This is a genomic window from Spirochaetota bacterium, from assembly GCA_017999915.1.
Taxonomy (GTDB): domain Bacteria; phylum Spirochaetota; class UBA4802; order UBA4802; family UBA5550; genus RBG-16-49-21.
On record JAGNKX010000001.1, the window covers coordinates 1 to 22423 of the forward strand.

General features: G+C 55.8%; 12 protein-coding genes. 7 read left to right on the forward strand and 5 right to left on the reverse strand.

Annotation, left to right across the window (positions count from 1 at the left end):
• From KA369_00005 to KA369_00015, 3 genes are all read left to right on the forward strand, one after another.
• Positions 1–185, forward strand: a 185-nt coding sequence (locus KA369_00005) for a flagellin (protein MBP7734327.1), incomplete at its 5' end; no start/stop codon positions are given.
• Positions 186–588: 403 nt separating this feature from the next.
• Complete coding sequence (locus KA369_00010; GenBank protein ID MBP7734328.1) at positions 589–3156, forward strand: ATP-binding protein; 2568 nt, start codon at positions 589–591, stop codon at positions 3154–3156.
• A 363-nt stretch (positions 3157–3519) separates the two neighbouring features.
• Positions 3520–5085 (forward strand): hypothetical protein, encoded by a 1566-nt coding sequence (locus KA369_00015; protein ID MBP7734329.1) that lies wholly within the window; start codon positions 3520–3522, stop codon positions 5083–5085.
• 148 nt (positions 5086–5233) lie between these two features.
• On the opposite strand, the gene KA369_00020 is transcribed toward KA369_00015, so the two are convergent.
• Complete coding sequence (locus tag KA369_00020; protein ID MBP7734330.1) at positions 5234–6346, reverse strand: AI-2E family transporter; 1113 nt, start codon at positions 6344–6346, stop codon at positions 5234–5236.
• A gap of 197 nt (positions 6347–6543) precedes the next feature.
• Positions 6544–6756, reverse strand: a complete 213-nt coding sequence (locus KA369_00025; protein MBP7734331.1) for a hypothetical protein — start codon at positions 6754–6756, stop codon at positions 6544–6546.
• Between the two features lie 368 nt (positions 6757–7124).
• Between KA369_00025 and KA369_00030 the strand changes: the two genes are divergently transcribed.
• From KA369_00030 to KA369_00040, 3 genes are read left to right on the forward strand one after another with little or no spacing between them, the layout of a single operon-like run.
• The gene (locus KA369_00030) at positions 7125–7790 is read left to right on the forward strand and encodes a hypothetical protein (protein MBP7734332.1); all 666 of its coding nucleotides are present in this window, start codon (positions 7125–7127) and stop codon (positions 7788–7790) included.
• A gap of 5 nt (positions 7791–7795) precedes the next feature.
• The gene (locus tag KA369_00035; protein ID MBP7734333.1) at positions 7796–8587 is read left to right on the forward strand and encodes a histidinol-phosphatase HisJ family protein; all 792 of its coding nucleotides are present in this window, start codon (positions 7796–7798) and stop codon (positions 8585–8587) included.
• A 39-nt stretch (positions 8588–8626) separates the two neighbouring features.
• Complete coding sequence (locus tag KA369_00040) at positions 8627–9355, forward strand: polyphenol oxidase family protein (protein ID MBP7734334.1); 729 nt, start codon at positions 8627–8629, stop codon at positions 9353–9355.
• A gap of 15 nt (positions 9356–9370) precedes the next feature.
• Here the strand turns inward: KA369_00040 and KA369_00045 are convergent, their stop codons facing one another.
• The 3 genes from KA369_00045 to KA369_00055 form a co-directional block, all read right to left on the reverse strand.
• Positions 9371–9748: a response regulator gene (locus KA369_00045; protein MBP7734335.1), complete on the reverse strand. Its 378-nt coding sequence runs from the start codon at positions 9746–9748 to the stop codon at positions 9371–9373.
• Positions 9745–13875 (reverse strand): PAS domain S-box protein, encoded by a 4131-nt coding sequence (locus KA369_00050; protein MBP7734336.1) that lies wholly within the window; start codon positions 13873–13875, stop codon positions 9745–9747. Before KA369_00050 ends, KA369_00045 begins: the two co-directional genes overlap by 4 nt.
• A 277-nt stretch (positions 13876–14152) precedes the next feature.
• The gene (locus KA369_00055) at positions 14153–17734 is read right to left on the reverse strand and encodes an MMPL family transporter (GenBank protein ID MBP7734337.1); all 3582 of its coding nucleotides are present in this window, start codon (positions 17732–17734) and stop codon (positions 14153–14155) included.
• 538 nt (positions 17735–18272) lie between these two features.
• On the opposite strand from KA369_00055, the gene KA369_00060 reads away from it, so the two are divergent.
• Entirely contained in the window at positions 18273–22394 is a 4122-nt protein-coding gene (locus KA369_00060) for a PAS domain S-box protein (protein ID MBP7734338.1), read from the forward strand.
• The last annotated feature ends 29 nt before the right edge of the window (positions 22395–22423 follow it).

A 22423-nucleotide genomic window follows, 5' to 3' on the forward strand; every position in this document is an offset into this window, starting at 1 on the left:
ACGCGGCCAAGGGCCTGATGAACGCCTACGAGAACGTGCAGGCGTCGGAGTCCCGCATCCGCGACACCGACATGGCGGAGCAGATGTCGTCCTACGTGCGCTACCAGATCCTGACACGGGCGGCCACGTCGATGCTCGCCCAGGCGAACGCGAAGTCGCAGACGGTCCTCGAGCTGTTGAAGTAACGGCAAGAAACCGCTTTGGTCTAATTGAAAAAGCCGTCCCCCACAGGACGGCTTTTTTGTCTCTCGCAGAGACGCGGAGGCGCAGAACTGTCATTTCGGAGAAGCCCCTCGATTGACTCGGGATAAACTGCGCGACTAAGAAATCTTTAACTTGCAGCAGTGAAGGATTTCTCACCCATCCGGGGTTCGAAATGACAAGTCGGAACAAACAACGTATCCAAGATTAAAACTCTGCGCCTCAGCGCCTCCGCGAGAATTTTTATTTTGAGCCATCCACAAAAACTTGACATTTCCGGTTCCGGCCGCCGGTACATGCAAAACAGTTGACAACCAGCGATGCAGATGATATCATCTAACATACAAGGTGTGGTGTAGCAGGCACGGGCAACACCCGATGCTGCACGTGTTACAATCAAATATAAAAATGTTCCGCAAGGAAAACAGGGTGACAACCGCTCGGACACGCGCTTTTTCGAAGCAAAGACCGGTGTTCTCCGCCAGGCCGTGGTTCGGCGTTCCGATCGCTATCGCCTTTGCCGCTGCGCTGCTCCTTCTGTCCGCCTGCTCCGCTCAAGGGGACCCCGATCCGACGGCGGTACGGGGAGTTCTTGACCTCTCCTCGTGGGATTTTTCTTCGCGGGGACCGGTCAACCTTGCGGGCGAGTGGGAATTCTACTGGAGCCGCCTTCTATCCCCGGCGGATTTCGCCGGGAAGCAGTCCCCGGGCATCGCCGGATATCTTACCATGCCGGCATTCTGGAACAACCGGTTCGTCGCGGGAACAAAACTGCCCGGCCGCGGCTTCGCCACCATGAGGCTCAGGGTGTTCCTCGGCGACCGGCGCGGTTTCTTGGCTCTGAGGGTGCCCCACATGTACACGGCTTACCGGCTCTGGGTCAACGGCAGGCCGGTATCGTCCAACGGGACGCCGGGAACCGATGCGGCCCATGAAATCCCCCGGTTCCTGACCAGGACCGTGATCCTGGCTTCTGAAAGCGACACCCTTGAGCTCCTGGTCCAGGTCTCTAACTTCCACCATCCCCGGGGCGGCATGTGGTCCTCGATCCAGCTGGGAAAGGATCTGCAGATCGTACAGTTGCAGCGCCATCGGTTCGGCATCAATTCCTTTATCTTCGGCGGCCTCTTGTTGATGTCGCTCTACCACATGGGGATCTTTCTCCTCAGGAGGACCGATCGGGCATCCCTATTTTTCAGTCTTTTCTGCCTGTCAATGGCCATTCGCATCCCCTTTGAAGGCGACCGCCTGCTCATTGAATTCCTTCCCTGGATAAGCTGGGAAATCAACGAGAAGATATCATATCTGACGTTTTACAGCTCCGTATGTATAGTCAACCTCTACTTATATTACCTCTTCCCGGACATATACTCCCGCGCCCTGGTGAAGGTCATCACCGCCATGGGCATTGCCTTCTGCTGCGCCATTCTGGTCCTCACCTCCCGGTACTATTTCTACACCCGCTATCCCTATTATGGCATCCTGGCGATCAGCATGGTCTATAACGCATACGTCATCGTGCGCGCCGCGGTCATGAAAAAGGAGGGGGCCGCGTATCTCGTGGTGGGCATGCTGATATTGCTGGCCATGGTGATGATTGACGTACTCAATCACGACCGGATCATCGGCACCATGATCAATGTCGGCAACTTCAGCAGCCTCGGCGTTCTCATTTTCACCATCTCCCAGGCAATGCACCTCTCGGAGAGATCGTCGAAGGCATACACCAGGATCGAGACCCTCTCCACGGAAAAGGCCCGTCTCTTCGCCAGTTCCATCAACATCATCTCATCGATCCTCCTGGCCAGCTCCACCAGGCTCTACGAATACACGCAGAATGTCGCCCGCATCTCCGTAATGCTGGCCCGGAGAGTCGGCATCCCCGACGATACCGTGGAAGACATCAGGATCGCCGCGCTTCTCCATGACATCGGGATGGTGGGGATCGCCGATGAAATTCCCTGCGGACCGGAGCACATCTCTGATGCCGAGAAGCTCATCATAGAGAACCATCCCCTTAAGAGCAACGAGATCATCGCGAGCCTCACGGAGCTTGGAAGGGTTAAATCGATCATCGCCCAGCACCACGAGCGCTTTGACGGAAGCGGATACCCTTTGCGCATCGCGGGCAGAGACATCGACATCGGGGCCCGGATCATCGGCCTGGTCGATGACTTTGTCGCCATGCTCGGGCGGCGCGAATTCCAGTCAGAGGACAAGAAGACCATGATCATAGAGGAGCTTGAGCGGCGGAAAGAGACCCTCTACGACCCAAGCCTCGTAGAGGCGCTGATACGGCTCATCGATAAAGAGCGCCTGGTGTACAACATCAACGAGCAGGACATCCGGTACGAGAAAATGGGCGATGTCGCCCGATGGGCATTCCCCAGCAATGTGAATTACGAGATATCGGTGCTTAAAAAGGTCATCGAGGAAGTGAGGTCACGCGCCGCCATCGACGAGGATACGCTGCACCTCATAGAAACGGGCCTCGGCGAGATCATCAGGAATGCCATCATCCATGGCAACAAGTACGACGAGACCAAGCAGGTCACCGTGACCTGCGGCGTGAGGAGCAGGGGAAACGGGAAGGTCCTCGAATTCAGGGTGGCCGACCAGGGCGCCGGCATGGATTTCGCCCGGTACAATCACTTCAAGGACGGCCGCCTCAAGCTCTACGATATCACCCGCGAGCTGCGGCAGCAGATGCCGGCCCTGGAAAAGACCGGGGCCAAAGAGGTGCTGGCGAACCTTAACAAGAAACTGCAGTCCTTCCTCATGGATTACTACATTAATTACAACAAGTTCCGCCGCATCGACTCGCCGGAGACAACGGGCGGCATCGGCCTCTTCCTGGTGATGCAGACCTTCAACACGGTGGATTTCCGCGCCATCGTGGAAAACCACGCCCTGTGCGGCATGGAGGTTGTCCTGGAAAAATACATCGACGGATGAACAGATGCGGGCCGGCGCTCCCGCGAAACGGGTAGCAGTCGTAAATTAGGGGGGGGCATGGAGCCATCCCGCTCGTCCGCCTCGTATAAGCAGAGCCAAATGCGACCTCCTGTCGCTGCTCTGCACTCGGACATCCTGTCCAGCGCACCATGTTGACTCGGCGGAATCGGCGACATCCATGTCGCCTGCTCGCCGGGATGGCTCCATGCCCCCCTAAAAATATACAGCACACCCGCTAAACGGCCTGTGTCATCCCAGGAAAGTAATTGACATTTTTTATCGACCCGGTAGTCTATAAGCATTGTATTCCATCGGCATTATGTAACATTCATCCAGAAACGAACCACCGACAAGGGAAACCCTATGGCCACAACCGGTTTTTTTAACAATCTGCGAAGGACCTTCTCCCCGTCACGATCGCCCAAAGGGATGGCCATGGCTGTCGCCCTGGCGATCGCGGTCCTGTCCGCCGGCTCATGCTATGACGACGCTTCGGACACGAAGTCCCTTGAAAACGTGCCGGCCCTAGAATCGATTCTCAATTCAGAGGCAACTGACGTTCCGGAGAGCCTTGAGTCCTCGGAGATGCTGACCGTCCCGGACTCCGCGGGCGGGACCATTACCGTATCGTTCAATGTCCCCTCAATGAAAAATGCCAGGGTGCACGGCTTCATCTTCGATTCCCGGGGCGCCTTCAGGGGAGAGATCGGCTATAATGAGATCAGGCGCCTGAATCGCGGCAGGATCACCCTGGCGGCCCGCAGGGCCACGAGCGGCTACGGGGACATCTCGACCGAGGCGGCGGACATGTTCCCTGACGGGACCTACACCATCCACGGCAGGTTTGACATCCATTCCGACGGCTTTGACAGCGCCCAGGGCGACAAGGGCTTCAGGGTCGGCTTTGCCGTGAACGGCAACACCGTCATTACCATCGCCGAGAGGGACATCATCAGCCCCTGCTTCGAACTGATAACATCGAGCAACAGGGCCGACCTGAAATTCGCCACCGTATACGCCTACATGTATTTTCCCGGCGGCGATCCCTTGAATTATTACGTCTACCGGTTCGACGGCGGCACCAGCTACGTCAAGCTCAACCACTACGGCAACGATCTCGGAAACACCATGAGCGAAGACCTGAATGCGGGCGCATACGATGTCCTCATCATAGCCGACATGGACGACAGCATCGACGACCCATCGGAACCGTCCCTGACCAACGGCGACAAATACGCCGTGGTGAAAAACATGACCATCGACGGGAAGAGCCCCATTGACATCACGGGATACTCCTTCAAGACCTTCATCAGCGACGTTCTCCCCGCTCCCCGGGTTTCCCTCCAGAGCGCCCTCAACGCCGTCACCATAACCATCAGGAACATGACGGGCGCGGTATCGTTCAATGTCTACGGCAGGTCGATCGAAGGCTATTCGCTGATCGGCACCATTGCCGTGGACGAGAGCGGCGACTGCACCGTTTACAACGACTTCGGCCCGAACAACGAGTACGATATCTACGGCCTCCCGGCGGACACGCGCCTCTATTATAGAATCGCGGCCGTGAAAAGCAGCGGCGCCGAGGGGCGGCCGAGCCAGTGGGCGTCGGTCCAGAGCGGCGGCGTTGAAAAACCGTACATATACGGCGACAGGACCGTGGGCGAAACCCGGCTGGACCTGGCGGTCTCCCTACCCCGGTACTGCCAGGAAATAGAAATAACGGCGCGGTCAGGGTCGTGCGGCGGCTCTATCATCGGCACCTATACGTTCACCGTAAGCGATCATCAGCGCGACCGGGGCATCTATTTCTCCCTTACCGACTTTCCGTTGAATCCAGACGCCGCCTACGCCTTTACCGTCCGGGGCAGGAACATGTATGGCCGCTGGAGCGATTCGTCGGCCTGTTACCTCATCGTGGTCCAGCCCTGATGCGGCGGTGGCTCCGGGCAGCGGCTCCGACGAAATCGTGAGCGAGTGCCTCAGGGGAGATTGCGTGGCGCTTTTCGAGAAATGGATGAGTTCCGGAAAGACCGGGACGTATTAATCCATGGCGCCGGGGTAATCGGAACCTTCACCTTCAGACGGAATCCCGCTGTTTCCCCGCCTTCCTGCCCCGGGCGGGGCCGTCCTTGTCATAGGCCTGGAGCATCTTGTAGATTTCCCACAGCGAATAATAAAGGGTCAGCAGCAAAGGCCCGATGAAGACGCCGGGCAGGCCGAAGGCCTGGATGCTGCCGAGAAGGAGAAAGAAAAAAACGACCGGGTGAAAGTTGAGCTTCTGGCCGAAGACCTTGGGCTTGACCACGTTTTCCAGCAGGAGATACCACGCCAGGCACCAGATGCCGAGAAACAGGGCCATGACATAGGATCCCGTGGCGATGAGATAGATGACCGCCGGCACCCACACCAGGGACGTGCCGATAACCGGGATCAGGGAGAGTATCGTCGCGAGGCTCCCGCCCAGGAAGGCCATCGGAATCCCCACGATAAACAGGCCCATACCCACCAGCAGGCCCTGGAAGATCATTATGAGAAGGTTGCCGGTGAGCAGCACCCGGATGACCTCCTTGAGACGCCTGACCACCTGTTCCTCCAGGTCAACGGGGAAGGGCGTGTTCCTGTAGAAGAACGATTCCAGGCCACCGCCGTCCTTGAACAGGAAAAAGAGTATCAGGAGAAGAAAGAAAAAATTCACTATCAGGCTCAGCGGGTAGGCTATCATGGCCTGGACGCTGGAGAGCAACATACCGGAAATATTCTGTATGAAATCCGTCGCCTTCGAGGTGATGTACGCCTTATCGATATCAAGGTACGCGAGAACATCCTGGACGATCCTGCTGGCGTATATATCGTCGATGATGCCGGCCTTGATTTCCTTCTGCACCATGGCATAAAGCTGGAACACCTGGTCGACGATGGCCACGGCAATGAAAAACAGCGGCACCATCACCAGGACCACCAGGAAGAGGATCAGGATGGCGGAACTGACTCCCCGCCTTTTTACGCGGCCCAGGATGAGATTGAAGACCGGCTGCAGCGCCAGGTACAGGAGCAAGGCGAAAAGAAAGGGCCAGAAATAGTACCTGAAAATGAAGATGAGACCGGCGATGACCGCCCCGAAAAGAATGAAAAAGAGGACTTTGAGCGTCTTGTTGTGGTCAAGCTCAAAATATGAATCGTGTTTAACCATATGCCGCACCCGTAAAATACCAGGGGCTGTCAAAAAACTCCCGCGATACCCGGCCGGTCATCCTGAACAAGCCACGGCGCAGCAGCGCCCGCTCTTCAGGCATTCCGTCGGATGGGGGGAGTTATCGGACAGCCCCCGCCTATGTCATTGCAGTACCACGTTCAATCAAAAGAGATATGAACACTGCGCAACACGTATTACTTGGTCAGAAAGTGAGAAAGATCAGTAGCAATTCTGGTGATTGCGTGGTCAAGATAGGTGTTATCGGCTATTTTCTTGCGAAATTCCTTTATCTTGACTTCGTCAAGCTCCCTGTTGTCCTGCTTAATCTCACGATCCTCCTTTTTCATGAGATCGCCCATAGAAACCTCCCGGGATACCCGTTCCTCCTTGAATCGGGTTTTGCCCACTTTATGATCGGCATCTTTTCCCGCCGGTCGTAGTTTTTTTTACGTATTATTTGAATTTTTTCTGATAAAAGGCCGGTTAAACTGAGATCCGTATTTAGCAGCACCTTTGAAAATTACTTATTCCCGCTTGTTTCGTATTAATCTTCGGAAAATCAAGGAAAATAGTTCAATTTTAAGGTACATAATCCTGTCTGGCACGAATTTTTCTTAAAAAATTAACGATCCCTGCGCAAACGATAGGCGCCCAAGCGCTTGCGCGCCTATCGTTTGCGCATGTATTTAATTTATCCATATCCACCGTAAGTAATTGACAAAAGCCTCAAATATTAGGTATATTATACAATTACAACAAGGATCTGAAGTCGGTTATGTTCGATATTAAAGAATATTTTGACAATGACTACAAGGTGAGAGATATACGGCGCGACATCGTGGACATCGACGATGACATCGCCCATGACATAACATCCCTCCTCTCCGGGCGCTTCGACAGCCTGTACAAGCGGGACCGCTACAAGCACAACGACTCGGTGATAGAGATCATTTACCCGGCCCTGCAGTTTCCCGGCAATAACAACTTTATCCTCAACCCGGACCGGATTCGGTACCTCCTGTCGTTTTATCCCAATAAAAGCGATTTTTACAATATCGACAAAATAGTGATCCGCCCCCGCTTCATCGAGGTGGGAAACATCGAGCTGGTTTCACTTTACCTCCGACGCAAGAGGGTCCTGGTCCTGTACCTGTTCCATCCGCATTTTTACCGAATGAAATATCCCGGCCGCGACGCCCATGACCAGGCGGCCGAACCGAACCTGGACGACCTTTTTAAGGACCGTCTCACGAACGACACCATCCTGAGGGACGATTCCGACGAGGTCTACGTGCACCCCCTCTGGTACCTCCTGTCCATCGTCAACCATTGCAATGACGACCGGATCGACAAGTTCTTCATCAAGAAAACGTCCCTCAACGACCGGATCTACGAGATCATGAACGACATCTCCTTTTACTACTCGCGGCACGGTTACTGACGCCCATGGTCGACTATCACACCCATACCAGCCGCTGCGGCCACGCCTATGGCACCGTTGAGGAGTACATTCAGTCGGCGCTGTCAAAAAAAATCCGTGAAATCGGATTCTCCGACCACGCCCCCATGCCGGAAGCGGAGCGGGACGGCTACACCATGGGAGCCGCCGAGATCGAGCCCTACATCGCTTCCATCGAGGAGCAGCGGGAGTTCTACCGGGGAAGGATCGAGGTCCGGGTCGGCTTCGAGGTGGATTTTCCCCTGCTGGGGAGCTTCCCGGAGCGCTATTTCTCGGACAGCCGCATCGATTATCTCACCGGATCGTGCCACTTCATCGACGGCTGGGCCTTTGACCACCCGGATTATATCGACGAGTACGGCAAACGCGACATCGACGACATCTACGAGCGCTATTTTTCCATCATGGGGGCCCTGGCCGCGTCGCGTCACTTCGACGTGGTGGGCCACTTCGAGATCGTGAAGAAGTTCGGATACCGCGCCGTGAGGGACTTCACGCCGGCCGTGGAAGCAATAGCGCGCGCCCTCGCGGCCGCGGGCACGGCCGTGGAGATCAACACGGCCGGCATGGACCATCCGGCCGGTGAAATGTACCCGTCGGACGACATCATCCGGATACTCTTTGACTGCAACGTGCCGGTTACCCTCGGCTCGGACGCCCACAGGCCGGAGCAGGTGGGCCGCTTCCTGCCGGAGGCGGCGGAGAAGCTCGCCCGCGCCGGATACCGGACGGTCTCCGGTTTCGCGAAACGGAAACGCTACGACCTGCCCCTTGCCTGAGAGCCATTGAAACCGGAAAGACAACGCGGGATCGACCCAATGACGACACTTGAAAAAAACGCCCCCGGCGAATACCGCCTTCGCACGCAATACAGCGGCCTCTCCATCGGCGTGGCCGCGAAGGCGGCGAACACCGTGGATTACAGCGCAGACTCCGCGGCGATCCGCCTCGCGGAGAAGAAGCTCCTGGAGGGCCTCACCGGCATTTCAACCGCACGCATCCTGGCACTGAACCAGCTCCACGAGGACACCATCATCGACATCCGGGAGGTCCCGCGGGACGAGACCCTCGTCTTCGGCGAAGCGGACGGCCTCATGACCGGCATCCCCGGCATCTGCCTGGTCATACGCACCGCGGATTGCGTTCCCGTGTTCGCCTACGACCGTGAGCGCCGCGTCCTGGGCGCCGCTCATTCCGGCTGGCGGGGCACCCGTCTCGGCATCGCGCGGAAGATGGTGCGGCAGATGAAGGAGCGCTACGGCTCCGCCGGCGGGGATATCAGCGCCTACATCCTCCCCTCCATCGGCCCGGAATCATACACGGTCGGGAAGGAGGTGGCGGAGCTTTTTCCCGGCGACATCACCGAGCGAGGCGGCCTCCTCTATCTGAGCCTCTGGCGGAGCATCGAGAGCTCCCTTCGCGACGAGGGTATCCCCGAAGGCAATATCTTCAACGCACGGCTCTGCACGCGGGCGATGAACCACGAGTTTTTCTCGCACCGGGCCGGGGACCTGGGGAGGAACCTGAATTTCGGGATTCTTTCCTGAGGGGAATGGGCAGCGCTATTTTTTTCCGACCTTCTTCTCGATCATCCGGCAGATGACCTCCATGTCGAGGACCGGCTTATGGATGATGGAATCGATATCGATGCCCAGCGCGACCAGTTCTTCGGAGGGAACGTAATCGATGGAGCCGGTGTGGATGAAGCATTTGATGGCGGGCTGCAGCGCGATGGCCCGCGCCACGACATTGTTGCCGTCCATGTCGGGCAGGCGCAGGTCGACGATGGCCGCGTCAAAGGCCTCCCGGGAGAGGATATCAAGCCCCTCCGACGCCGATTCGGCTGTCTGCACGGCGAAGCCGTGGTCTTCAAGAAAGCCCTTCAGCATCTTGGTTATCATTTTTTCATCGTCGATGATGATCACCCGAATCTCGCTCATGGCTGCCTCACTAGGGGAAGTTTGATGGTGAAGACCGCGCCCTCGCCCGGTTTTGAAGTAACATCTATGGTCCCGTCATGGGTTTTCGTGATGATGTAGTAGGATACGGAGAGTCCCAGGCCCGTCCCCATGCCGATCCCCTTGGTCGTGTAGAACGGTTCGAAGATATGGCGCCTGATCTCCGCGTTCATGCCGGGACCGTTGTCCGATATCGTTATCACAACCCAGGGCTCCTGTTTCAGGGTCCGGATCGTAATGGCCGGATGGAAATCCTCTCCCTTCATGGACATCATCGCCTGGGATGAATTTTTGAGAAGGTTCAATATGACCTGCTCGATGCCGGTCTCGGAACAGGGAACCGGACCCAGGCTCGGGTCGTAGTCCCTGACGATGCGCACCCTCTTGAAATCATAGTTCTTCTTCAGGTCATAATCGCTTGAGGCGATCTCAATGGTCCTGTCGATCAGCTGGTTGATGTCCATCGGAGCAATGACCGATTCGCTGCGCCTGCTGAACTGGAGCATGTTGGAAACGATCTTCGCCGCACGCTGGGCCGCATCCCGGATTCCGTCCAGGTATTCCATGACATCCCTGTTGGTGAGATAGTCAAGGACGGCATCAAGGGTGGTGCCCGACCGCTCCGCCTCCTCGCGGTTCCTTGCCACGGCGGGGGAAAGCCTGTTCAGAGTCGCCTGGACCCCCTGCAGAACAATCCCCAGGGGATTGTTGATCTCGTGGGCCATGCCCGCGGCGAGGCCGCCCAGGGAGGTCATCTTCTCTGTCTGGATCAGCATTTCCTGGTGGATCTTCTTATCGGTGAGATCGTTTATCATGATGACGGAAAAGGGGCCCATCGGCATGACGCGGAACTCAATGCGACGGTACGATCCGTCCCCGCAGCGCACATCGACCTCATCGGTCCTGAATGACGACATGCGGGCCATGGCCTGGACGACGGCTTTTTCCCATTTTTTCCTGATCTCTTCGCGGTAGGTTGCGTCAGGATATGCCGCCGTATACCACGCCTCCATGTCCGGGACATCCCCGACGGTGTATCCCAGGGTTTTAACCAGCATTTTATTGAAATAGCTGAAGCGGCCCGTGTCATTGTCCATCAGGGCGATCGGAATCGGCGAATTCTCGATCATCTTCCTGAATTTTTCCTCGCTTTTCTTCAATGAATCCTGAATTTCGAGACGCTTAATGACATCCCCCATCTGGGCCGCGATACTTTCAATGATAGTGCGCGCCGCCTTGGGAATATCCTCCCTGGAGTGGGAAGACAGGTTCATGACGGCCACAATGTCCCCCTTGTGAACGATCGGGATGATCCCGACGGTTCTGAGCTTCTCCCGGTATTCCGTGCCGTTCATCATGGCTTTGATATCGGCATGGTTGTAATACAACGGCCGCCCGGACATGACAAGACGTGTGTTATCGGTATCTGGACCGAAATAGGCATACTTCCTGATGAATTCCTCGTTGAGGCCCCGGTGGATCACGAGCCTCAATCCTCCCGTTTCCCTCTCCATCAGATAGACGCCGCCGGAATCCATTTTCGATCCTTTAATGGCCGAATCCAGGCAGAGACCCATAGCCTCCTCTAGGCTTGTGGCTGCGCTCAGCGCCCGGGCCAGGTCGCGCTGGAGCCTGAGAAGCTCCTCCGCGTATTTGCGCGGCGTGATGTCCCGTGAAACGCCCAGAATGCTGTAGGGCCTGCCCGATTCGTCCCGGAGGAACTTCGCCGTGGTCTCTATCCACAGGAGCGTCCCGTTTTTATGGATCTCCTCCAGCTCAAAGGTCAATGTCCTGTTCCGGTCCGCATCGGGCCGCCCATCCCGTTCCATTTCTTCCTTATAAATCCGCATGACCTCCTCGAAGGATTGGTCCGTCAGTATGTCCCTCAACGAAAGGCTGCGCGATTCCTGGTCAGTGTACCCCAGGATCTGAGATCCAAAGGAGCTGTTGTACACGAACCTCATGGTCGAGATATCGATGACCCAGAGATTTTCAGGAGTATTATCCATCAGAAGCCTGTACCGCTCCTCCCTTTCGGCAAGGGCCATTTCGATTTGCTTGCGCTTCGTGATGTCACGCGCCAACCCCAGCACCTGCGTCGGCGCCCCGGTGCCGTCCCTCAGAAACCGCGCCGTGATCTCGATCCAGCTGACGGATCCGTTCTTATGCCTGGTCTCCAACTCGAATGTCCGGGACCGGTGTGGATCGACGCCCTCCGCGCCATCCCGTGCGATCTCCTCCGCAAGGATGCCAGTTGTCAGTTTCAAGGATTCCGGTGTCAGTACATCTTCCATGGTCAAGGCGACAATCTCCTCGGGCCGGAACCCGAACAGCTCCTCGCTGGTACGATTCATGTACGTGAAATGCCGGGTCTCTATGTCCAGCGTCAGTATGAGGTCCGATATGCTTTCCGCCAGGACACGGTACTTTTCCTCGCTTTCCGCCAGGGCCTGCTCGGCCCGCTTCCGGTCGGTTATGTTCCTCGATACCCCGAGGATTCTCACGGGCCGGCCCGTCTCGTCCCGCAAAAACCTCAAGGTCATTTCAGTCCACACGATGAAGCCGTTCTTGTGGATCTGTTCAAGCTGGAGGATCTTTGAGCGGTTGGGATCGACGCCGGCCTTGCCGTCCCGTTCAAGCTCTTCGGCGAGGATTCTCCCCACCTTCTCCAGGGATCGGGGGGTGACGATGTCGGATATCCTGTTTCTTCGGGATTCTTCGTCGGTATAACCGAGAATATCAACGCTGGAAGGGCTGTTGTAGACGAATGACATGGTGGCGAGGTCCAGCACCCACACACTGTCCGTCATGTTCTCCATGATAATGCGGTATTTCTCTTCGCTCTCCCGGAGGGCCGCCTCGGCCCGTTTCTGCTCGGTGATATCCAGGGCGGCGAACACGACACCGGAATCGAAATTTCCCCGTTCAAAAGGCACGGAATCGAGATGAACGTCGATAGCGATGCCGTCCCTGCGCTTCGCCTTCACATCAAAGGAAGCCCGCCCTTTTTCAAGGATCTGGCCGGTCATTTCCCTCAGGGCATTTTTATAATCATCAGCGGCGAAATAAAACATGCCCAGGCTCTTGCCCCGTATCTCGTCACCGGCATAGCCGAACATGTCACCGAAGGCGCTGTTGGACCATTCCAGCAGGCGGTCCTTGATAAAACCGAGGCCCACCGGGGCAACCAGGAGGATATTTCTCAGCATGGCATCCCGCCGCGACAGCTCTTCCCTGGCCTGAAGGAGCTCCCGGTTCTGCTGTTCGAACTGCTCGTTTATCGACTCGAGCTCCTCGATGGTGGCCTGGAGCTCCTCATTGGACGCGGCCAGCTCCTCGTTGGTGCGCCTGGCCTCCTCCTCCGCCTCTCTCCGGCCGGTCACGTCGCTCACGACGACCTTGACGCCGGCAAAACGCCCTTCGATAAATGTGGGGCGCCCCGACGTTCTGAGCCATTTGGTGCCGCCCGATTTTGTTATTCCCCGGTACTCACCCGATTCGTGGGAGCCTCCCTTGCTTGAAGCGAAAAGCCCGACCACTTTCTCCCGGTCATCAGGATGTATGAAAGAGAGAAATCCCTTCCCCATCATCTCGGATTCGGTATAGCCGGCGATTTCCGTTATGCGGGAACTGATAAATGTGATGATGCCCTTGTCATCCACCGACACGATGACGTCCTGCAGGCTGTCTATGAGGTCCCGGTATTTTTCCTCGCTCATCCGGAGGCGCCGCTCGATCCGGTGCCTGTTGATGGCCATGTCTATGTTGGTGAGCAGATCGCGCTCGTTGATGGGCTTGTTCAGGAAGCCGCCGGGCATGGAATCCCGCGCCCTCTCGACGGTCGCCGGATCGGCGTTGGCGGTCAGATAGATGAACGGGACATCGTTGTCAGCCTGAATCCTCAGCGCCGCCTCGATCCCGTCCATGGGGCCGGCAAGAATGATATCCATGAGAACCAGGTCAGGCGCCTTTTCGCGGACGGCGCGGACCGCGTCCTCCCCGGTGTTGGCGATGCCTACGACCTCATAACCCAGCTTCTCCAGGGTCTTCTTCAGGCCCAGCGCTATGACCAGTTCATCTTCGACGATCAGCAGTTTCGCTTTGCTCATGAATGTCCCCGGAACGCGGTAAAGCGCGATGTCAGCATCCTGATTTACATTATGTCCCCAAAACAACTGCAGCTGAACAATCGCCGCTCATGGTCCGACGGTACAATTAATGAACCACTATCGCCATAATTACAAGAATATTTTACGCGTCGCTATGTTTCGGACCCGGCAAGCGGCCATCGGGAGAGCGAATGATGATGCGGGGATTCTGGGCCGATTGGCGGAAGGATAGATGCAGGCCCGCCGGTATTCACCGGCGGGCTTGTCGTGTCGGCATTCAACAGGCCTGTTTGTTTTTGCCGGTAAAACGTCCCGGAATGTTCATCTGCTTCAGCCGTCCCGTCAGCGCTTGGGCAATCGACTCCAGTTTATCCTCAATCCCCCAGGGCTTGACGTTCTGGAGGAACTTCGGCTTTACCCAGATGATCAGGGCGGGGAGGACCGTCAGGGACAGGGTGCCGCTCAGGATCATGGAGAGGGTCACCAGGAGCCCCGAGACCTTGATGATCTTGAACGAGGAAAATCCCAGCACCGCGAAGCCGAGACCCACCGTGAGGGTGGCGGTGACAATGGAAAGGCCCGTCGTCTCCAGGGTCCGCCGGTAGGCGGCCTCGAAATCCAGCTTTTGCACGATGTGCTCGTACTTGAAGCGCTCGATGAAATGGATGCAGTAATCGATGCCGGCGCCCACCGCGATGGAAGCGTTGATCAGGGTGCTGTAGTTGATGGGGATGCCCAGGTATCCCATGACACCCAGGGTGATGATGAGGGTGAAGGTGATGGGAATCGACGCGAAAAACCCACCGGCGATGGAGCGGAAGATGAACATGCACGCCAGCAGGACCACGATGACAGTGACGATGATCGATTGTATCTGGTTGACCAGGATCGCCTCGTTCATCATCAGGTTGATGGCGGGCATCCCCGATATGACGATCTTTTCCACGTACGGGTCGTCATCGGGAAATATTTTCTTGAACATGACATTGAAGCTGTTCTCGAAATCGCGGAGGAAATCGGCCTTGTCGCTCCTCATGAACACCACGTACTGCATCAGTTTCTTGTCGTCGGTCACCAGGTAACGGTACACGTCCTCCCGGGATGAGGCGAACTGGTTCAGGCATACGCCGATGATGCTCCGGTCCGTAAGGGACTTGTCCTGGATGCCGTCCTCTTTCACGTTGGGTATCTTTTTAAAGGCATCGTTGTCGTCGTGATAGAAGACCTTGTAGATGAGTTTCAGGGTGTCGGTTATGCTCATGATGTTCCCCACGGGCTTCACTGTCACGCCGTCGATAACGGCTTCCGGTTTCGTGAGTCCCTTCAGACGCTTTCCGAGGAGGTCGATCTTGCGGAGAGTCACCGGCTGGGTGATGTCAGTGTGAAAAAAGTCGCTCAGATAATAGAACTTTCCGAGAAACTCCTTCCCCTGCGGCGTATTCTTTGAATTGCGCAGGGCGGCGATGACGCGGCGGGCGGCGTCACGGTCCGCGGCAGTATCGATCGTTTTTATCCTCCCGATAATGTTCTCGACACCGGCTTCCTGGGGCGTCATTGTCAGGTTCTTCCCGCTCACGTACATGTAATCGTCGGCCATGGCGCTCAGGTCATCCGCCGGCGCCGATGCGCCGGTGCCGGCCGCGCCGTTCTTCTTCGGCTGTTCGCTTTCGTAATATTCATTTAACATATCGGTGAACAGGGCCACCCTTTGCTCGATGGCATCCTGATCACGGAGCGGGTTCTTCTTAAACTTCTCCAGGTCGTCAATGAAATAGGCGTTCATGAGCGGACTTCCCTTCAGGTCCGGATACATGGCCTGCTGGGTGCGGAACGCCGCGGTAAAATCATCGATTCTCGACGCCAGGTCCTGCCGCGCCGCCTTTCCGTGGAGATTCACCCTGTCGCGCATCTTGAAGACGATGCACATCTGGCCCGTGCCGGTCAGCTCCTTGTTGATGAACTTGTCGGCCTGGCGGAGGGGATTCTTTTCCAGGAACATGAAGGAGATGCTGCTTTCGGTCTTGAGGAAGAACAAGCCGACGAAAAAGACGGCTGTCACGATACAGGCCCCCCAGAACACCTTCTTGGCGTTCCGCGCCGTGTTCTCCCCGCCCTTCATCACGGCGCTCATGATGATCTTCTCAAAAAAGGTCTCCCTGGTGCCTTTGGGAGGGGGCTGCAGGGCAAGGACCGCCGGCACATAGGTGAAGGTCAGCAGCATGTTGATGACAATGCCCAGCGTGATCAGGTATCCCAGCCGCTGGATATCGACGACGTCGATGAACACGTCTGAAATGAAAGCCGCCATGGTCGTTATGGCCGAAAGAAATATCGCCGTGTCGATGCTGTCGGTGGTCTCCAGCAGGACCGCCTTGACATCGGCGTCGGGCTTCCCCGCGACCTTTTCATAATAACGTATCAGGTAATGAATGACATAGGAGCTTCCCACGGCGATGAGGATACTGGGCATGGCCATGGTGCCGGAGGAGAAGTCGATCCCCGCCATGAGCATCCCCCCCATGAGCCAGATGATGCTTATCACCACGGCCGTGAGGGGAAGGTAGATGCCGGTGGGGGTCCTTATGGTGAGGAAAAGGATGAGCAGGATAACGACCGCGGACAGGGTCATGAATATGGACAGGTCGTTCACGACGAATTCCTCAAGTAGGGCCTCGGCAACGGGCATGCCGGCGATATAGATCGCCATGTTTGCGGGTTTATTCTTCTCGGCTATGTCGTTGAATATCCCGTAGATCTTTCCCACATCATAGATGTTCGGGACATTATACAGCTTCGACTCGAGATTGTTCCGGGAAAACGGGTCCATGTGGCTTATGACGAACCGGTAGAGGTCGTCGATGCAGTCCTGGTAGGTGATATCAACATCCGGTTTTTCATAGACCCTGTCGTTCTCGATCATCTTGTATACCATGGAGAGGTATTCCTGGTTGATCTCCTTCTTCTTCAATGACTCGTAAAATTCCCCGTGGTCCCTCTTGAAGGGCTTCAGGAGCTTCATCATGAAAGAGCGGATCTCCTCCTTGTTGTCCTCCACCGTATCCTTGATATAGTCGTCGTCCACCATGGTGCCGTCGACCTTCGTTTTATAAATCTTCGCCGGGAAATAGAAGTCCTTTCCCTCAAAGCGGTCCTTCAGCCTCGCCGCGTCCACCATGAAGGTCATTTCGCGCCGGATGATCTCCAGCTTGTTGTCGATCCTCTTTTCCACCGGCACCATGATCGCGCACGCCTTGCCGTCCTCGGAGAAAAGGGTTCCCCTCAGCAGGTCGTTCGCCATGAGCTCCTTTTCCAGGTAGGGGAGCAGCTTTTTCAGATCCTCGTCGCTTTTCGGGAGCCTTTTCATCTCCTCCGGATCGCTGTCTATGATGCCGGCTTTTTGCCGGGCCCTGCTGGTCAGGTTCCCGATAACGATGGTGTTGGTGGTCTTGTTGACCATGACGTCATCGGCGTTGATGATGCTCATGATCTGATTCGACGAAAGCTTGGAGGGGACCACAACGGTCTCCTTCTTGCCGGTGATGATGTTCTTGTAGGTTTTCTCGACCTTCAGGTTCTTGAACTGTCTTATCACCTGCTCCACGTAGCGGAGTGTCTTCACGTTGAAGATGCCCTCCTTCTCGTTCTCAATTCCGATAAGCATCATGTCCTTCATCGAGAATTTCTTCTGGGTCAGGTGATAATACTTGATGACGTCCATCTTGCGGGAAAAGGCCTTCATCGGGTCGACGTTGATGGAAAAATTGGTGCCGATCATCACCGCGAAAAAGACGGTGACGGCGACGATGCCGGCTATGACCGCCTTGGGCCATTCAATCGATAACTTCACTAACCATTTCATTGTTTTGTCCTTTGCTGTCCTGAAAATTGATCCGGATCATCTGCCTGTCCGGGCGTAACAAGCCGCCGTACCGCTGCCGGGCCACTGTCACCCGGCGCTAGCCGCAACTCTGTCAGATTTCAATCACCGGCACCGGAAAACCGGGTTCTGGCGGATTACCTGCTGAACATTTGCATTCTGGAAGGATACGGAAAAGAAGTATCATGAAATCCTCCAAAATTATATATCTCTATGTTTAATCACTGAACGGCAAAATATGGAACAGAATAATAAAAATCAATCTATATTTGCTTTTTTTGCAATAAAAGAATAAAGCCGCGGGACGATATCAGACTAATATTATCTTGACACCTGTTTTTTTTCTTATTATTATAAAAGCGGGTAACAAAAAAATAAATCCCGTTGTTTCTCTTTCTCGGTCGCGCATAACGCTCATATTAAGCGCAAGAACATTGTTAAAATGCAGGTTACGTATCATTGCGACCGACCCCGGATACACCCGTAACACGACCACGGCAGGGGGGAAGCTATTTTCACAATGATGGAATCAAACGCAATAATTCTCCTGATCATGGCGTCCTCGATCACCATTCATGCCACAGCCCTGATCATGTCAATACGCCAGATCTTTAAAACCAACAGGCGCATAGCTTGGAGCATGATCACGATAGTGCTGGTTCTCATGATGGCGCGAAGGGTTACCCCTTTGTATCACGTTATTATGGGGAATGGAGATGTTGCACCCGATATATCCTATGAGCTCACCAAGCTTTTATTTTCGATTTTCGTGGCCGTCGGCATATTGTACATCGCGCCACTCTTCCTCAAAGGTGAGCGTGCCCGGGAGGACCTGAAATTAAGCGAGGAAAAATACCGGTCCATAGTCGAGAATTCCATCGAGGGTATCTATCAGACAACGATGGAGGGCCGTTTTCTCATGGTCAATCCGGCTCTGGCGCGCATGTTCGGATATGCTTCGCCCGATGAGATGATGGAAAGAACCGGCGATATCGGGCATCAGATCTACGTGAACCCGGACGATCGCGAACGGCTGAAAAGGATGCTCGCGGAAAAAGGACGGGCCCACGATTTTGAAGCGGAGGTGTACCGGAAGGACGGGAGCGTGTTCTTGGTAACGATGAACTCCCGGGCAGTCAGGAATGCGGACGGGAAAATCCGCTATATTGAGGGAAGCGCCATCGACATCACCGAACGAAAACAGGCCGAGCTGGCCCTGAAGGAAAGCGAGGAGCGCTACCGCAACCTCTATATCAACACGCCGGTCATGCTCTTCTCCATCGACCGCGAGGAAAGGATAATCGGCGCAAGCGAACAGTGGCTCAATGTCATGGGATACAGCCGTGAGGAGGTGATCGGCCATGTCTTCTTGGAGTTCCACACCGAGGAATCGCGGGCCTACGCCGAGAGAACCGGCATGCCCGAATTCTACAAAACCGGCATGTGCATGGATGTGCCCTGCCAGTTTGTCACGAAAAGCGGGAGGATCATCGAAGCGGAATTATCGGCCATCGCCGAACGGGACCGCCAGGGCGACATCATCCGGTCCATCGCCGTGCTCAATGACGTAACGGAGCGGAAAAAAGCGGAGGAAGACCTTCAGATAAAGAGCATGGCCATAGACTCTTCCGTAGACGCGGTGGCCATCTCGGATCTCAACGGCATCATCACCTATGTAAATCCGGCATTTCTCAAGCTCTGGGGATACGACAGCGCCCAGGAGGTCCTCGGGACCCGCGCGAGACAGTACCGGGAAAAGCCCTCCAATGCCTCTGAAATACTGAGGACCCTTTACACCGAGGGAAGTTGGCAGGGAGAAGTGACGGCAATAAAAAAAGACGGCGACAGATTCAAGGTCAGTGTTTCATCGAACATGGTCCCCGGCGAAAAGGGGAAGCCCATAGCGATACTGGCCGCGTTTCTGGACATCACGGAGCGAAAAAAGCGGGAGGAATCGCTGCGGTCGGAACGGGACCGCGCGCAAATTCTTTTAGAGCTCCACGAACGGGCCCCCGAATTATCCGACCGGGAGCTCTACGATTTTGTCCTGGAAAAAGCCGTTTCCCTCACATCAAGCGAAATCGGTTTTTTTCATCAAACCACGGAGGACGGGAAAAAAATCATTTTATCAACTTGGAACAAAAAGGCCCTGGAGACCTGCACCGTGGCCTACGGCGATCACTATGCGATGGAAAAAGCCGGGAACTGGGTGGACTGCATACGGTTAAAAAAACCGGTCGTATACAACGACTATAACCGCTCTCCCAACAGGAAAGGCCTCCCCGACGGCCACACGCCGGTGCGCCGGTTCATGAGCATTCCGGTCATGGATGGCGACATGGTCCGTTTCATAATCGGGGTGGGAAACAAGGAACAGGATTATGACGAGCTCGATGTCATACAGCTGCAGCTGGTGGCCGGCGAGCTGGATAAAATAATGCAGCGCCGCAAGGGGGAAAAGGCCCTCCTGGAAAGCGAGGAGCGGTTCCGTCGCATAACCAATTCCGTCACGGACTATATCTACACGGTGGAGGTACTGGACGGCCTGGCTGTCAACACCAACCACGGCGCCGCGTGCAAGGCGGTCACCGGGTATTCGGCGGAGGAACTCGCGCGGGACCCCCTTCTCTGGATACGGATGGTCCACGAGGATGACCGGGAGAAGGTCCGCCTCCGGGCGGAGCGCATACTATCCGGGGACCCGTCTGCGGAATTCGACCACCGGATCATACGCAAGGACGGTTCGCTCCGCTGGGTGCGGGACACCCAGGTGCCCCATTACGACGAGGGCGGCCGCCTCGTTTCCTACGACGGCCTGATCAGCGACATCACCGAGCGCAAGCGCACCGAGGAAGCGCTGGTGGAAAGTGAAAAACGGTTTCGTACAATCATCGAGAACACCGGCGCCGGATACTTCCGCGCCGATACCGACGGGATATTCCAGTATGTCAACTCCGCATGGTTGAAAATGCACGGCTATTCCTCGCCCCGCGAGGTCATCGGAAAACATCTTGCCATTGCCCAGGTCGACATGGATATGGCCATAACCCAGACCCTGATTGACAAAATTCTGAAAAAACGAGAGACGGAGAATGGCGAATCTTCGAGGAAAAACAAAGACGGCACCATAGGTTTCATAACCTACACTGTCAATCCGGTTATAATGGCCGGAAAAGTCACGGGACTGGAAGGGTTCCTGATAGATATCACCCCCTACAAGCAAATGGTTGACGCCCTGAAAAAAAGCGAGGAGCGGTTCCGTGTCCTGTTCGAGACGATGACCGAGGGCGTCGCCATCCACAAGCTGGTCTACAACTACAAGGGGAGGCCCATCGACTACATCATCATGGATACGAACCCGGCCTTCACGGCCCACACCGGCATCGACCGCGAAAAGATAGTGGGCAAAAAAGCGACCTATGCCTACGGAACCGCCCTGCCTCCCTATTTCGACATCTATGAGAAGGTCGCGACAACAGGGGAGCCGGCCCGTTTCGAGGACTATTTCGAGCCGCTGAAAAAACACTTCAGCATTTCGGCCTTTTCGCCGGCCCCGGGTTTTTTCGCGACGGTATTCGAGGACATCACCAAACGAATGGAGGAGGCTGACGCCCTGGTGGCGGCAAAAGATTACGCCGAGAACCTGATACAGACCGCCAACGCCATGATCATCGGCCTGGATGCAAATGGGAACATCACGATCTTCAACGAGGCGGCTGAAAAGATCACCGGCTATACCCAGGAAGAGCTGGTCGGCAGCGGCTGGTTCGAGGTGCTGGCGCCGAAAGACCGTTACCCGGCCGTATGGGATGAATTCAACAGGGTCCTTTCCAACGAGGGGCCTAAGAATTTCGAGAATCCCATTCTGACCAAGACGGGCGAGGAGCACATCATCGCCTGGCAGAACAGCGCCCTGTACGAAAAGGGCCGCCCCGCCGGCACCATTTCCTTCGGCATCGACATCACCGAGCGGAAAATCGCAGAGGAAATAATCAAGGAGTCCCTCAGGGAAAAGGAGCTCCTCCTCAAGGAGGTGCACCACCGGGTCAAGAACAACATGCAGATCATCATGAGCCTCCTCCGGATGAAGGCGGACAAGGTGCGCGACCCGGAGATCGCGCGGCTGTTCCAGGACAGCCAGAACAGGATTTACTCGATGGCGCTGATACACGAGCGGCTCTACCAGACCGAGGACTTCACCAGGATCGACTTCAACGATTACACCCGGTCCCTCATCGAGGAGCTCTTCTGCATGTATGACGTGGCCATGAACAGGATCACCTACCGCCTCGATATCGACGACATCCACATGGGCATCGACCAGGCCATACCCTTCGGCCTGGTGATCAACGAGCTGGTCACCAACGCCATCAAGTACGCCTTTCCCGCCGGCGCCACGGACCATGGCGAGATCTCCATCCGGATGTCAAAGGCCAACGGTTCCATTGAAACCCAGGTATCCGACAACGGCATCGGTATACTTGAATCGGTCGATTACCGGAAAATGGAGTCATCGGGGCTTACCCTGGTTCACATGATCATCGAGAAGCAGCTCCAGGGCACCATCAAGCTTTCACGGGAGAAAGGCACCTCCTTTTCAATAAGCATCCCCCGTGATTACCGGATAGCCCTTCATAATTAAGGGAACATCCATATGTGATTTTTCATGGA